The following is a 15367-nucleotide window of genomic DNA, read 5'->3' on the forward strand; positions in this document are numbered from 1 at the left end:
CGACCCACGCGTGCGAGCGGATCGTCAGGCCGCTCAGTCGGTCTCGCCGTCCAGTCCCAGCCAGTGGCGGCCGTCGCGGGCCAGCAGCGCGTCGGCCTCCGCCGGGCCGGCGCTGCCCGCGGGGTAGAAATTCACCTCCGCCTGCGGCCAGCCCTCGAGCAGGGGATCGACCGCCGCCCAGCCGGCCTCGATGTTGTCGGCGCGCTGGAACAGCGTCGCGTCGCCGGTCATGCAATCGTAGAGCAGCGTCTCGTAGCCGACATTCGGCCGGTCGGCGAAGAAGTCCTTGTAGCGGAAGCCGGAGCGCACCCGGCCGATCTTCATCTGCGGCCCCGGCACCTTGACGTTGAACTCGGTGCTGACCCCGTGATCGGGATCGATCTGGATCCGCATCACGGTGGGCGCGAGGTCGGCCGTGGGGGTGTCCTCGAACATCTTGAACGGCGCGGGCTTGAACAGCACCGCGATCTCGGTGCGCCGCCCGGTCATGCGCTTGCCGGTGCGGACGTAGAACGGCACGCCGGCCCAGCGCCAGTTCTCGATGTTGAGCTTCAGGGCGATGTAGGTCTCGGTGACCGAGTCCTTCGCCACGTGCGGCTCGTCCCGGTAGGCGGGCACGTCGCGCCCCTCCGAGGTCCCGGCCGTGTACTGGCCGCGGACCGCGTCCTCGGCCGGGATCGGCTTGACGGCCTCGGCGAGCTTGGCCTTCTCGGTGCGGACGGCCTCCGCGTCGAAGGAGTTCGGCGGCTCCATGGCGACCATGCAGAGCAGCTGGAACATGTGGTTCGGCACCATGTCGCGCAGCGCCCCGGTCGGCTCGTAGAAGCCGCCCCGCTCCTCGACGCCCACGGTCTCGGCCGCCGTGATCTGGATGCTGTCGATGTATTCCCGCCGCCAGACCGGCTCCAGCAGGCCGTTGGCGAAGCGGAACGCCATGATCGACTGCACCGTCTCCTTACCCAGGAAGTGGTCGATCCGGTAGAACTGGCTCTCGTCGCCCTGGCGGAGGATGCGGGCGTTCAGCTCCCGCGCCGAGGCGAGATCGGAGCCGAACGGCTTCTCGATGACGACGCGGCGGAAGCTGTCGCCCTCCTGCTTGAGCAGGCCGGCCTGGCCGAGCCCGTCCACGATCGTCCCGAAGAAGCGCGCCGCCACCGCGCAGTAGAACACCGCGCTGCCGGTGACCCGCTGCTTCACGGCCGCGTAGGTCTCGGGCTTCTCGAAATCGCCCTTGAGGTAGTGGAGCCGGTCCCGGATGAAGCCCCAGCTCTTCGGGTCGATGTGGTCGGCGTGGAACTCCGAGGTCGGGTCCTTGCTGAACGCCTCCAGGGTCTGGGTGAGATTCTCGCGGAGCGACTCGTCGGTCCCGTCATTGTGATCGATGCCGAGGATCGAGAAGCCCTCGGACAGCAGGCCGGCGCCGGCGAGGTTGTAGAGCGAGGGCATCAGCAGGCGCTTGGTCAGGTCGCCGCCGGCCCCGAAGATCACCAGCGTGCAGGGCGGCGCCGGCTGCGTGCCGCAGGCGGCCGTGTCCTTGAGGGCTGTCGTCGGCTCGGCCATCCCTGACTCCCGTGTGGCTGCGGCGCGGCAAACCGGCCTGACAACCCGCCGCGGCGAGGCCCGTTCCGGTGCCCGCTGGGCTATGCTGCGCCGAGTCTAGGATCAAGGAACCCCGCATGCATACCCACTCCCTCGAGCCCTGGGCCCACAGCCACGTCTTCCTGGGCGACCGGCACGATCGCCATGCCCGCCGGACCTGGGCGGTGGTCGCGCTCACGGCCGCCACGATGGTGGTGGAGATCGTCGGCGGCACGTGGCTCGGCTCGATGGCCCTGGTCGCCGACGGCTGGCACATGTCGACCCACGCGGCGGCGCTGGGCATCGCGGCGCTCGCCTACCATTTCGCCCGGCGCCACGCGGACGATCCCCGCTTCAGCTTCGGCACCGGCAAGTTCGGCGACCTCGCGGCCTTCGCCAGCGCGCTGCTGCTCGGCCTGATCGCCCTGCTGATCGGCGCCGAGAGCCTCGACCGGCTGCTGCACCCGGTGGCGATCGGCTTCGGTCAGGCGATCCCGATCGCCGTCGTGGGGCTCGCCGTGAACCTCGCGAGCGTCTGGCTGCTGCACGACGACCCCGACGATCACGCGGGCCACGGTCACCATCACGGCGGCCACGCGCATGGGGGCCACGGCGGCCACGGCGGCCACGGCGGCCATGACACGAACTTCCGGGCCGCCTACGTCCACGTCCTCGCCGACACGCTGACCTCGGTCCTGGCCATCGTGGCGCTGCTCGGCGGGCGCTATCTCGGCCTCGCCTGGCTCGACCCGGCCATGGGCCTCCTCGGAACCGCGGTGATCCTGGCGTGGTCGTGGAGCCTGCTGCGGACGTCCGGCCTCGTGCTCCTCGACGCGCGGCCCTCGCCCGCCGCCACCCGGGAGATCCGGGAGCGCCTGGAGATCGGCGGCGACCGGGTCAGCGACCTGCATCTCTGGCAGGTCGGGCCGGGCCACCGGGCCGCCGTCATCGCCCTCGTCAGCGACGATCCCCGGCCGCCGGCGCACTACAAGGCGCGGCTCGCCGGGATGAAGGGCCTGAGCCACGTCACCGTCGAGGTCCAGCCCTGCGGGGGGCACGCGGTGGTGGCCTGACGGCCCCGCCCCCCGGCGGAGGCCCGCACCCCGTCCGCACCCCGTCCGCGCCTCGGGATGCGGGCGCGGGCCGGACGGTGCGCGCCGCTCGGGTGCTCGGCTCGGAGGCCGCTACTCGTCGGGGCGGACCGCCTGGCCGCTCCGGTCGATCGGCAGGCTCGGACCCTTCAGCTCGGAATCGCTCGGCAGGGCGCGCACGTCCCAGCCGCCGCCGAGCGCCCGGATCAGCGTGACCGCCGCGGTGAAGCGGCTCAGCCGCACCTGGAGGGCGTTGACCTCGTTGTTCACGAGCAGGTTCTGGGCGGTCACCACCGTGGTGAAGTTCTGGGTACCGGCCCGGTACTCGTTGAGGGTGATCTCCACCGCCTTGCGCGACAGGTCCACCGCGGTGTCCTGGGCCCGCTGCTGCTGGCCGAGGATGCGCACGGCCGCCATCTGGTTCTCGACCTCCGCGAAGGCGGCGAGCACCACCTGACGGTAATTGGCCACCGCCGAATCGTAGCCGGCCTCGGCGGAGCGCAGGGCCGCCGTGCGGGCGCCGCCGTCGAACAGCACCTCGCTGCCGGAGGCCGCCACCGACCAGACTTGGTTGGCCGCCGAGAGCAGACCGTTGCGGGTCGCCCCCGAGATGCCGCCTTGGGCCGAGATCGTCACGGTCGGGTAGAAGGCCGCCACCGCCACGCCGATGCGCTCGCTCTGCGCCTGCACGAGGCGCTCGGCCTGGGCCACGTCCGGCCGCCGCTCCAGCAGGTCGCCGGGGATGCCCACCGGCACGCCCGGCGGGCTGCGCGGGATGCCGGCCACCGGGATCGACACCTCCGAGGGCGGGCGCCCGATCAGCGTGGCGATGGCGTTGACGTACTGAACCCGGGTCAGCCGCACCGCGATGGCCTGGGCCTCGATGGTCTGGACCTGGGTCTGGGCGGTGATCACGTCGGAGCGCGCGGCCACGCCGGCGGCGTACTGGTTCTCGGTGATCGCCAGGGTCTTCTTGAAGTTCTCGACGTTCTCGTCGAGCACCTTCTGGAGGGAGTCGGCGTAGCGCACGGTCAGGTAATCGGCCGCGATCTCCGCCTGGATGCTCAGCCGGGTCAGCGCGATCGTGGCGGCGTCGGACTGCGCCAGGGCCGCCTCGCTCTCGATGGTGCGGCGGGTGCCGCCGAACAGGTCGAGCTCCCAGCTCGCCTGGCCCAGCAGCGCCACGTTGGTGCGCGTGGTGGTGCCGCTGCCGGTCCGGGTGATGCTCGGCGCGCCGATCACCGTCGGGTACAGGGCGGCCTGCGCCGAGGCGACGAGCGCCCGGGCCTGCCGGTAATTCGCCACCGCCTGCCGGAGGGACTGGTTGTCGACGTCGACGAGGCGGATCAAGCGGTCGAGGGTCGGGTCCTTGAACACCCGCCACCAGTCGCCGCGCTCGACCGCGTCGCTCGGCCGGGCCTCGCGCCAGCCCTTCTTCCGCGCCGCGACGTAGGCCGGGCTGTCCTCCCGGACACCGCCCTGCTTGTAGGCCAGCGGCGTCTCCACCGAGGGCCGGGTGTAGTCGGGGCCGACCACGCAGCCGGCGAGGAGCGGGGCGGCGAGGAGCAGGGATGCCAGGGTGCGACGCCGACGATCGGCCGCCGCGGGTTCGTGGCGCGACGGTCGGACGCACGCAGGCCGGAGGCCCGCCCGCGCCCTCATCCCGAGGTGCCGGCGCGCGGCGGAGGCCGCGAGGGACGGCTCCAGCCAGCCGCGCGATCCCTGGAATCCTCCTCCGAGGCCCTCTGCCCTGGGCGCCTCGGGACGAGGCCGCGGGTCGGACAGACCTTCACACCCGACCGGAGCCGCCGCTGTTTCACGTGAAACCTTAACCATCACTCTCCGGCCGGCAGCGCCGCTTCTCCGCCCCGCCCAGCGCGCCGGCGCCGGTTGAGCACCCTGTGCCGGAGGCGATCGAGGGTGAGGTAGACGACGGGGGTGGTGTAGAGGGTCAGGATCTGGCTCACAATCAGTCCGCCGACGATGGCGATGCCCAGCGGGCGGCGCAGCTCCGCGCCCTCGCCGTTGGCCAGGATCAGCGGCACGGCGCCGAGCATGGCGGCCAGCGTCGTCATCATGATCGGCCGGAAGCGCAGGAGACAGGCCTCGCGGATCGCGTCCACGGGATTCGCGGCCCGGGTCCGCTCGGCGTCGATCGCCACGTCGATCATCATGATCGCGTTCTTCTTCACGATGCCGATCAGCAGGAACACGGCGATCAGCGCGATGATGGTGAAGTCGGTGCCGGTCACCAGCAGGGCCAGCACGGCGCCGACGCCGGCCGAGGGCAGGGTCGAGAGGATCGTCAGCGGGTGCACGAAGCTCTCGTACAGGATCCCCAGCACCGCGTAGACCGCCAGGATCGCCGCCAGGATCAGCAGCGGCTGGCGCGACGCGGAGGCGACGTAGTTCTTGGCCGCGCCGGCATACTCGCCGTGGATCGTGGCGGGCAGCTGCAGGGACGCCATGGCCCGGTCGATGGCGTCGGTGGCGTCCGACAGGCTCTTGCCCGGGGCGAGGTTGAACGAGATCGTGGTCGCCACGAACAGGCCCTGGTGGCTCACCTGCACGGGGGCGCTGCCGGGCTCGATCCGCGCGAAGGCCGAGAGCGGCACCATCGTCTCCTTGGCGGCCGAGACCGGCGCGCTCGACGAGGCGCCGCCCTTGCTCGCCGCGATGGCGTTGGCGGAGGCGTTCCGGGCCGAGTCGGACGCGATGGCGGCGGCGTTCGAGGCGGTGTCGGCCGTGCTGGCGGAGGCGGCGGCCGCCGCCGCACCGGCGCCCGCGCTGCCGACCGCGCCGGAGCCGGTCGCGACGCCGCCCGCGGCGCTCGCCGACGACCCGCTGCCCGGGCTGCTGGTGCCGGTCGCCGCGTTGGTGTTGACGGTCCCGCCCGCCGCCACCGTGCCGGCGACCGCGTTGGTGGTGGCCGAGCCCGGCGCGTTGCCGCCCGAGGTCGAGACGTAGATCTGCTTGAGCGTCTCCGGCGTCTCCAGGTAGCGCGGCGCGATCTCCATCACGACGTGGTACTGGTTCAGCGGGTTGTAGATCGTCGAGACCTGGCGCTGGCCGAAGGCGTCGTAGAGGGTGTTGTCGATCTTGTTCGGCGTGATGCCGTAGCGGAACGCGGTCGCCCGGTCGATCACGACCCGGCTCTCCAGCCCGCCCTCCTGCTGGTCGGAGGTCACGTCCGCGAAGGTCGGGTCCTTCTGCAGGGCCGCCACCAGCTTCGGGGCGGCGGCGAACAGCTCCTCGGCTGTGTCGCCCTGGAGGGTGTACTGGTACTGGGCGAAGCTCTGGCGGCCGCCCATCTGCAGGTCCTGGCGGGGGAAGACGTAGAGGCGCGCGCCCGCGACCTGCGCGAGCTTCGGCCGCAGCCGCGCCATCACGGCCGAGATCGGCGCCCGCTCGTTGAGCGGCTTCAGGCCGACGAACACGTTGGCCGAGTTGGTGCCGCGGCCGCCCGTGAAGCCGACGACGCTCTCGACCGCCGGATCCGCCCCGACGATCGCGGTCGCCTGCTTGAGCTTGTGCTCCATCGACTGGAACGAGATGCGCTGGTCGGCCTGGATGCCGCCCATCATCTGCCCGGTATCCTGCTCCGGGAAGAAGCCCTTCGGGACGATGATGTAGAGGTAGACGTTGAGCCCGACCGTGGCGAGCAGGCTCAGCAGGACGAGGCGCGGATGGGCGAGCGCCACCTCCAGCGTCCGCGCGTAGGCGCCGAGCAGCCGGGCGAAGCCGCCCTCCAGGATCCGGATCAGCCAGTTCGGCCGGCGGCCGGCCGGCGGTTCGCCGTTGGGGCCGTGCCCCTCGGCCCGGAGCAGCCGGGCGCACATCATCGGCGTGGTCGTGAGCGAGAGCACCAAGGAGATCAGGATCGACAGCGACAGGGTCACCGAGAATTCCTGGAAGATGCGGCCGACGAGGCCGCCCATCAGCAGGATCGGCAGGAACACCGCGATGAGCGACAGGCTCATCGAGATCACCGTGAAGCCGACCTCCCGGGCGCCGATCAGCGCCGCCTGGAGCCGGGGCTTGCCCGCCTCGATGTGCCGCTGGACGTTCTCCAGCACCACGATCGCGTCGTCGACCACGAAGCCGGTGCCGATGATCAGCGCGGTGAGCGACAGGATGTTGAGCGAGTAGCCGAGGAGGTACATCGCCGAGAAGGTGCCGATGATCGAGATCGGCACCGCCACCGCCGGGATCAGCGTCGCCCGCCAGGAGCGCAGGAAGCCGAACACCACGAGGATCACGAGGCCGACCGCCACCAGCAGAGTCTCCTCGGTGGCCGAGAGCGAGGCGCGGATCGTGGCGCTGCGGTCGCCGGTGAGCTTGATGTCGATGCCGCCGGGCAGGGCCGCGGTGATCTGCGGCAGCGCCTCCTTCACGGCCTTGATGGTCTCGACCACGTTGGCGCCGGGCTGCTTGTAGACGAACAGCAGCACGCCCGGCTTGCCGTTGACGATGCCGAGGTTGCGCTTGTCCTCGACCCCGTCGAGCACCTGACCGACATCGGTGAGCTTCACCGCGGCGCCGTTGCGGTAGGCCACGATGATGTCGCGGTAATCGGCGGCCTTGCGGCCCTGGTCGTTGGCGTAGAGCTGGTAGCGGCGGTCGCCCGCGTCGATCTCGCCCTTGGGCGAGTTGGCGTTGGCGGAGGCGAGCGCCGCCCGGATGCCCTCGAGGCCGATGCCGTAGTTGAACAGGGCCGTGGGGTCGAGTTCGACCCGCACCGCCGGCAGGGACGAGCCGCCGATATCGACGTTGCCGACGCCCGGCAGCTGCGAGAGCTTCTGCTGCACCACCGTGGCGGCGGAATCGTAGACCTGGCCCCGGGTCAGCGTCTCCGAGGTCATGCCGAGGATGATGATCGGCGTGTCGGCGGGGTTGAACTTCCGGTAGGTCGGGTTCTGCCGGAGCGAGGCGGGCAGGTCGGCGCGCGCCGCGTTGATGGCGGCCTGGACGTCGCGGGCCGCGCCGTCGATGTCGCGGTTCAGGCCGAACAGCAGCACGATCCGGGTCGAGCCGAGGGAGTTCGTGGACGTCATCTCGTTGACGTCCGCGATGGCGCCGAGCCGCCGCTCCAGGGGGGCCGCCACGGTGGTCGCCATGGTGTCGGGCGAGGCCCCGGCCATCTGCGCCTGGACGAGGATCACGGGGAAGTCGATCTGCGGCAGCGGCGCCACCGGCAGCTTCAGGAAGGCGAACAGCCCGGCGAGCAGCACGCCGATCGTGAGCAGCGTGGTCGCCACCGGCCGCCGGATGAACGGCTCGGAGATGTTCACGGCAGCGCCTCGCCGGGCGCGAGATCCGGCCGCCGCCCCGAGATCCGCCGCTCCAGCCGGTCGAAGGCCAAGTAGATCACCGGCGTCGTGAACAGCGTCAGCACCTGGCTGACGATCAGGCCGCCCGCGATGCAGATGCCGAGCGGCTGGCGCAATTCCGAGCCGACGCCGGTGCCGAGGATCAGCGGCACCGCGGCGAACAGCGCCGCCAGCGTCGTCATCAGGATCGGCCGGAAGCGCAGGAGGCAGGCCTGGAAGATCGCCTCGCGGGGCTCCATCCCGTCCTCGCGCTCCGCCTGGAGCGCGAAGTCGATCATCATGATGGCGTTCTTCTTCACGATGCCGATCAGCAGCACGATGCCGATCACCGCGATGATGTCGAGCGACAGGCCGAACAGCATCAGGCCGAGCAGCGCGCCGATCCCCGCCGACGGCAGGGTCGAGAGGATCGTGATCGGGTGGATGAAGCTCTCGTAGAGCACGCCCAGCACGATGTAGACCGTGACGATCGCCGCCAGCACCAGGAACAGCTCGTTGCCGAGCGCCGACTGGAAGGCGAAGACCGAGCCCTGTGGCACCACCCGGAACGAGGGCGGCAGCCCGATCGCGGCCTTGACCTTGTCGATCGCCTCGACCGCCTGACCGAGCGCCGCGCCGGGCGCGAGGTTGAACGACACGGTGGTCGCGGGGAACTGGCCGAGATGCGAGATCAGCAGCGGCGCCCGCCGCTCGCTGATCCGCGCGACCGCCGAGAGCGGCACCTGCCCGTTGGTCGCCGTCGACGAGGGCAGGTAGATCGCGTCGAGGCTGCGGAGCGTCGTGTGCAGCTTCGGGTCGGCCTCCAGGATCACCCGGTACTGGTTGGACTGGGTGAAGATCGTCGAGATGATCCGCTGCCCGAAGGCGTCGTAGAGGGCGTTGTCGATGGTGGCCGGGGTGATGCCGTAGCGGCCGGCGGTGGGCCGGTCGATGGTCACGTAGGCGGCGAGCCCCTGGCCCTGGTGGTCGCTCGCCACGTCGGTGACCACGGGGGACTGCGCCAGCGCCTCGGTGAAGCGCGGCACCCAGGTCTCGAAATCGTCGATGTTCGGGCTCTCCAGGATCACTTGGTACTGGGTCGCCGAGACCGCGGTGTCGATGGTCAGGTCCTGGACCGGCTGCATGTAGAGCCGCATGCCGGGCTGGTTCGCGGTGGCCGCCGAGATCCGCCGGATGATCGCGCTGGCCGTCGCGGTGCGCTCCTCGCGCGGCTTCAGGTTGATCAGCATCCGGCCGGAATTGAGCGTGACGTTCTGGCCGTCGACCCCGATGAACGACGACAGGCTCGCCACGTCCGGGTCCTTGAGGACGATCTCGGCCATGCGCTGCTGGCGCTCGGCCATGGCGGCGTAGGAGACCGACTGGTCGGCCTGGGTGATGCCCTGGATCACGCCCGTGTCCTGCACGGGGAAGAAGCCCTTCGGGATCACCGCGAACAGGTAGATCGTGAGCCCGAGCGTGCCGAGGGCCACCAGCAGCGTCAGGCCCTGGTGGTTCAGGACGACCCGCAGGGAGCGGCCGTAGGACGCGATCGTGCCGTCGATGGCGCGCCGGCCCAGGCGTGAGAGGACGCCCTCCCGGCGGTGGGCCGCCTCGGGAACGTGCTTCAGGAGCCGGGCGCACAGCATCGGCACCAGGGTCAACGACACAACCGCCGAGATGACGATCGTGGCCGCCAGCGTGATGGCGAATTCGTGGAACAGCCGCCCGACCACGTCGCCCATGAACAGGAGCGGGATCAGCACGGCGATCAGCGAGACGGTGAGCGAGATGATGGTGAAGCCGATCTCGCGGGAGCCCTTCAGCGACGCTTCAAGCGGTGAATCGCCGGCCTCCACGTGGCGGGCGATGTTCTCGATCACCACGATGGCGTCGTCGACCACGAAGCCGGTGGCGATGGTCAGCGCCATCAGCGACAGGTTGTCGAGGGAGAAGCCGTACAGGTCCATCACCGACAGGGCGCCGACCAGCGACAGCGGCACCGACAGGCTCGGGATCAGGGTCGCCGACAGGCTGCGCAGGAACAGGAAGATCACCAGCACCACGAGCGCGATGGCGAGGCCGAGCTCGAACTGCACGTCCTCCACGGAGGCGCGGATCGTGGTGGTCCGGTCCGTGAGCGGCGCCACCGCGACGGCGGCCGGCAGGCTCGCCTGGAGTTGCGGCAGCAGCGCCTTGATCTTGTCGACGGTGGCGATGACGTTGGCGCCGGGCTGGCGCTGGATGTTGAGGATCACCGCCGGCGTCGCGTCGGCCCAGGCGCCGAGCTTGGTGTTCTCCGGCCCCTCGACCACGTCGGCGACCTCCGAGAGCATCACCGGGGCGCCGTTGCGGTAGGCGATGATCGCCGCGTCGTAGGCCTTCGGGTCGCGGATCTGGTCGTTGGCGTTGATCGCGTAGGACTGCTTCGGCCCGTCGATCGTGCCCTTCGGCGTGTTGACGTTGAGGTTGGTGATGGTGGTGCGCAGGTCGTCGATGTTGAGCCCGTAGGCGGCGAGCGCCCTTGCGTTGAACCGCACCCGCACGGCCGGGCGCTGGCCGCCCGAGATGCTCACGAGGCCGACGCCCGCCACCTGGCTGATTTTTTGAGCCAACCGCGATTCCGCCAGATCCCGCACCTGGGTGAGCGGCAGGGTCTTGGAGGTCAGCGCGAGCGTCAGGACCGGCGCGTCGGCCGGGTTGACCTTGGCGTAGATCGGCGGCGCCGGCAGGTCCGAGGGCAGGAGGTTGCCGGCGGCGTTGATCGCCGCCTGGACCTGCTGCTCGGCGATGTCCAGCGGCAGGTCGAGGCTGAATTGCAGGGTGATGACCGAGGCGCCCGCCGAGGATTGCGAGGTCATCTGGTTGAGGTTGGCGAGCTGGCCGAACTGCCGCTCCAGCGGCGCGGTGACCGAGGAGGTCATCACCTCGGGGCTGGCGCCGGGATAGAAGGTCTGGACCTGGATCGTCGGGTAGTCGACCGCCGGCAGCGCCGAGACCGGCAGGTTCAGGTACGACACGCCGCCGACGATCAGGATCGCCAGCATCAAGAGCGTCGTGGCCACCGGCCGCAGGATGAACAGGCGGGACGGGTTCATGACGCGCTCCCGTCATCCCTCACCCCGCAGAGGGGGGAGGGGGAGCGTCGCGCCAGAGCCGTCCTCACTGCGCCTGACGGCGCCGGTGCCGACGACCGCCCTCCGCTGTCCCTTGGGAATCCGCCGCGCCGGCGGGCGCGCCGGGCTTCACATCCCCCTTGCCGTCGGGCTTGGCGTCGGCGGACTTGGCGTCGGCGGACTTGGCGTCGGCGGACTTGGCGTCGGCGGACTTGGCGTCGGCGGACTTGGCGTCGGCGGACTTGGCCTCGGCGGACTTGCCGTCGCCCGCGGCCGCCTGCGCGCCCTCGGTGATCCGGACCGGCGCGCCGTCCTTCAGCCGGTCGGTGCCGTCCGTGACGACGCGGTCGCCCGGATTCAGGCCGGAGACCACCACGGTGTGGGTCCCGTCGGTCTCGCCGGTCTTGATCGGCCGGACCGTGACCTTGCTGTCCCCGTCCATCAGGTAGACGTAGGTGCCGGGCGTGCCCTGGAGCAGGCTGGAATTCGGCACGAGCGTCGCGCCCCGCACCGTGTCGACGGTCAGCTTGGCGTTGACGAACTGGTTCGGGAACAGCTCCTCGTCGGCGTTGTCGAACAGCGCGCGCAGCTTCACCGTGCCGGTGGTCGTGTCGATCTGGTTGTCGACCGTGTCGAGGCGGCCGGTGGCGATCTCGTGGGCGTCGCCGCGGTCGTAGGCCCGCACGGTGAGCTTCGCGCCGGCGCGCACCTGCCGCATCACCCGCGCCACGTCGTCCTCCGGCAGGGTGAACACCACCGAGATCGGGTGCAACTGGGTCACCACCACGATCGCCGTCGAGGCGGCCGAGATGTAGTTGCCCTGGTCGACCTGCCGCAGACCGACCCGGCCGTCCACCGGCGACGTGATGTGCGTGTAGGCGATGTTGAGCTTCTGCTGATCGACGAGCGCCTGGTCGGCCGCGACCGTGCCCTCGTTCTGCTTCACCAGCGCACCCTGCGTGTCGACGTTCTGCTTGGAGATCGAGTCCTGCCGGTTCAGCGTCTGGTAGCGCTGCAGGTCGAGCTTCGAGTTCTGCAGGAGCGCCTGGTCGCGGGCGAGCTGGCCCTGGTACTGGGCGAGCAGGGCCTCGTACGGCCGGGAATCGATCCGGGCGAGTTCGTCGCCCGCCTTGACCATCTGGCCCTCGCGGAACTGCACCTGCGTGAGGTAGCCGCTGATCTGCGACTTCACCGTCACGGTGGCGAGCGGCGTCACGGTGCCGAGGCCCTGCAGCACCACCGGCATGTCGCCGGTCGTGACGCCGGCGATGCCCACCGCCTGCGGCATGTCGGAGCCGCCGTGCCGGCCGCCGCGTCCGCCGGTCCGATGCGCCGTCGCGGGCCCCGCGCCCTTGTCGGTGCGCGCCTCGTACCAGCGGTGGCCGATCGCCCCGGCGCCGGCGAGCAGCACCAGGATCACGAGCCAGCGGATCGGCCGGAAGCGCCGCGTCCGGACCTCGCGCGCGGGGGCCTCGCCGGGCTGGTAGGCGCGGGCCGTGTCGGTCCGGATCGGTGAACTCTCGTTCATGCCTGACTAGAGCACAGGACGGTCGTCAGCGCGACCGGCGGCACCCTATCCCTCGCTGTCCAAGCCCCCATGCCGCCCCCGGAACGCCGCGTCCCGGAAGCCCGTCCTGAAGCCGCCCGATCCCGCGGGAACCGGCGGCTCCGATCCCGTCTGCGGGAGCGTAAGCCCATAAAGCTGTCCGGGCCCCGAACGGCTCCTTACCGCGGCGCCATGGTCGCCCGCGGTCGCGCCGCTCGCGCACCTCGCGGTGCGCTCCACCGGTGCCCGGCCAATGCGCCGTCACTAGGGCGGCGACGTTTCAGTCGTGTTGCTGCGGCCCGCCCGCCGCCTCCGGTGCTGCATAAGCGCGCAGCACCGCCCGGAACGGCGGATCGACCGGGGCGACGGCCACGGCGCGGCGCAGGCCGAGTCCGAGGCCGCCGATCAGCAGTGCCAGGACCAGGCAGCCGAGGAACGCGCGTGAGGAGGGCCGCATCGTCGTATCCGGGAGGCCGGCCCGAGGATCGGCGGGTGTTCGGGGCAGGCACCGCCGCGCATGCCGAAAGGGCCACCGACCCGCAAGTCGATGGCCCTTCTGGGGACCGGAGCGGCACCCCGCTGACGGGGCGAGGGGGCGAAGCCCCGTCGGCGAGTGCGCCACTCCGGCCGTGACCCGAACCTACGAGACGGCTGATGAATGTCAACATTCGTCAGCCGACGCTGGCGCGCCGGAGACCAGGTCTGTGCGACCGCGCACATGCCGCGACGCGCGACGGCCATGCTGGACCATGCTACAGGCCGGCGATGCCGAGACCCGCCATGCCGACCTTCTCGATGCCCGGCGCCGCGAGCCGCACCCCGGGCCGCACCCCGGGCCGCGCCGTTCGCCGCGCCGCATGAAGCCCGCCTTCATCAACCCCGTCTTCGACGCGCTGCCCACCACCGTGTTCGAGACCATGTCGCGGCTCGCGCGGGTCCACGGCGCGATCAATCTCGGCCAGGGTTTCCCGGACGATCCCGGTCCGGAGGACGTGCGCGCGCGGGGCGCCCGGGCGCTGCTGGACGGCTGGAACCAGTACCCGCCGATGATGGGCCTGCCGGCCCTGCGCGCGGCGGTCGCCGACCATTACGCGCAGCACCAGGGGCTCGTCCTCGACCCGGAGACCGAGGTGATGGTCACCTCCGGGGCGACCGAGGCCCTGGCCGGCGCGCTCCTGGCGCTGATCGAGCCCGGCGACGAGGTCGTGCTGTTCGCGCCGATGTACGACGCCTACCTGCCCCTGGTCCGAAGGGCCGGCGGCGTGCCGCGGATCGTGCCGCTGCGACCGCCGGCCTTCCGCCTCGACGAGGCCGCGCTGGCGGAGGCCTTCGGGGCGCGGACCCGGGTCGTGGTGCTGAACAATCCCCTCAACCCGAGCGCCACCCTGTTCGCGCCGGAGGACCTCGACCTGCTGGCCCGCTACTGCCAGCGCTTCGACGTGACCGCCCTCTGCGACGAGGTCTGGGAGCACGTGGTGTTCGACGGCGCGCGCCACCGGCCGCTGATGGCGTTGCCGGGGATGCGGGAGCGGACCGTCAAGATCGGCTCGGCCGGCAAGATCTTCTCGCTCACCGGCTGGAAGGTCGGTTTCGTGATGGCCGATGCCCGGCTGATGCGCGGGCTCGCCAAGGCGCACCAGTTCCTCACTTTCACCACGCCCCCGAATCTCCAGGAGGCCGTCGCCTACGGGCTGGGTAAGCCGGCCCCGTGGTTCGACGCCATGCGGGCCGGCTACGCCCGGTCCCGCGACCGGCTCGCGGACGGCCTGCGCGGCCTCGGCTTCACGGTGCTGCCGGCCCAGGCCACGTGGTTCCTCAACGTCGACATCGCCGCGCGCGGCCACGCCGACGACGTGGCCTTCTGCGAGGCGCTCGTCACCCGTCACGGCGTCGCGGCGATCCCCGTGAGCGCCTTCTACCCGGACGCCTCCGTGCGGGGCCTCGTCCGGCTCTGCTTCGCCAAGGACGACGCGACCCTGGATGCGGCGCTCGACCGCATGCGCGGGCTCCCCGAGGGGACGGCATGAGCGCCGGCGTGAGGCACGGCGTGGGGCACGGCGCGAGCGACGGCTCGACGGGCGGCACGGTCCACGCGGGCGCCGTCCTTGCGGGGATCCGGGCGGGGGGCCACATCGTTGGGGACGATGGCTTCCCGACGGATCCCGACCATGGACTTCACCCAGGCTGCCCAGGCCGGGCGTTTCGCCCGTGCCGAGACCTTCCCCGGGGGCGAGACCCGCTCCGGGACCCGGCCCCCCTTCCTGTCGGCGGATCTCGGCCGCGAGGCGAGCCTCGCCCGGCTGGAGACGCTGGCCCATCTGATGGACACGGCCTTCGTCATCCCGGGCCTCAACCGGCGGGTCGGCTTCGACGCGCTGATCGGCCTCGTGCCGGTGATCGGCGACGTGGCCGGCATGGTGATCTCGTCCTTCATCGTCTACGAGGCGAAGCGCCTCGGCGCGCCGCGCTGGCTGCTGGCCCGGATGGGGCTGAACGTGGCCTTCGACGGGCTGATCGGCGCGGTGCCGGTGGCGGGCGACCTGTTCGACGCCGCCTTCAAGGCCAACCGCCGCAACGTCCGGCTGCTGCGCGGCTGGCTGGAGCGCAGCGGCAACCTGCGTCCCACCGAGATCGACGGCACCGCGACCCGGCTCGACGGCTGAGCGTCCCCGGCCCCCGCCCCGCGGCCGGCCGGTCGCGCGGCCGCCCCGATCCCGGGGCGGCGGG

At 71.5% G+C, this 15367-nt stretch carries 9 protein-coding genes; 3 read left to right on the plus strand and 6 right to left on the minus strand.

Translation table 11 applies throughout. From position 1 onward, the window contains the following. Positions 1-33: 33 nt before the first annotated feature. Positions 34-1560, minus strand: coding sequence for a glucose-6-phosphate dehydrogenase (zwf, locus tag ACLBXO_RS09100; RefSeq protein ID WP_447685178.1), 1527 nt, complete (start codon positions 1558-1560; stop codon positions 34-36). Between the two features lie 116 nt (positions 1561-1676). Here zwf and dmeF point away from each other — a divergent pair, with 116 nt between their 5' ends. Continuing rightward, the gene (dmeF, locus tag ACLBXO_RS09105; protein WP_447685179.1) at positions 1677-2651 is read left to right on the plus strand and encodes a CDF family Co(II)/Ni(II) efflux transporter DmeF; all 975 of its coding nucleotides are present in this window, start codon (positions 1677-1679) and stop codon (positions 2649-2651) included. A 111-nt stretch (positions 2652-2762) separates the two neighbouring features. Here dmeF and ACLBXO_RS09110 read toward each other — a convergent pair whose 3' ends face one another. The 5 genes from ACLBXO_RS09110 to ACLBXO_RS09130 all read right to left on the minus strand — a co-directional run bounded on the left by ACLBXO_RS09110 (position 2763) and on the right by ACLBXO_RS09130 (position 13097). Next, complete coding sequence (locus ACLBXO_RS09110) at positions 2763-4331, minus strand: efflux transporter outer membrane subunit (protein WP_447685180.1); 1569 nt, start codon at positions 4329-4331, stop codon at positions 2763-2765. A gap of 173 nt (positions 4332-4504) precedes the next feature. After that, complete coding sequence (locus ACLBXO_RS09115) at positions 4505-7960, minus strand: efflux RND transporter permease subunit (RefSeq protein ID WP_447685181.1); 3456 nt, start codon at positions 7958-7960, stop codon at positions 4505-4507. Then, positions 7957-11076: an MdtB/MuxB family multidrug efflux RND transporter permease subunit gene (locus ACLBXO_RS09120; protein WP_447685182.1), complete on the minus strand. Its 3120-nt coding sequence runs from the start codon at positions 11074-11076 to the stop codon at positions 7957-7959. The genes ACLBXO_RS09115 and ACLBXO_RS09120 overlap by 4 nt, the downstream gene beginning before the upstream one ends. Before the next feature lie 64 nt (positions 11077-11140). Further along, positions 11141-12622 (minus strand): MdtA/MuxA family multidrug efflux RND transporter periplasmic adaptor subunit, encoded by a 1482-nt coding sequence (locus ACLBXO_RS09125; RefSeq protein ID WP_447685183.1) that lies wholly within the window; start codon positions 12620-12622, stop codon positions 11141-11143. Positions 12623-12920: 298 nt separating this feature from the next. Beyond that, the gene (locus tag ACLBXO_RS09130) at positions 12921-13097 is read right to left on the minus strand and encodes a hypothetical protein (protein ID WP_331314799.1); all 177 of its coding nucleotides are present in this window, start codon (positions 13095-13097) and stop codon (positions 12921-12923) included. A 400-nt stretch (positions 13098-13497) separates the two neighbouring features. Here ACLBXO_RS09130 and ACLBXO_RS09135 point away from each other — a divergent pair, with 400 nt between their 5' ends. Then, complete coding sequence (locus tag ACLBXO_RS09135; RefSeq protein ID WP_447685184.1) at positions 13498-14667, plus strand: aminotransferase; 1170 nt, start codon at positions 13498-13500, stop codon at positions 14665-14667. A gap of 141 nt (positions 14668-14808) precedes the next feature. Then, the gene (locus ACLBXO_RS09140; protein WP_447685185.1) at positions 14809-15303 is read left to right on the plus strand and encodes a DUF4112 domain-containing protein; all 495 of its coding nucleotides are present in this window, start codon (positions 14809-14811) and stop codon (positions 15301-15303) included. The last annotated feature ends 64 nt before the right edge of the window (positions 15304-15367 follow it).

The organism is Methylobacterium sp. C33D (assembly GCF_053345825.1).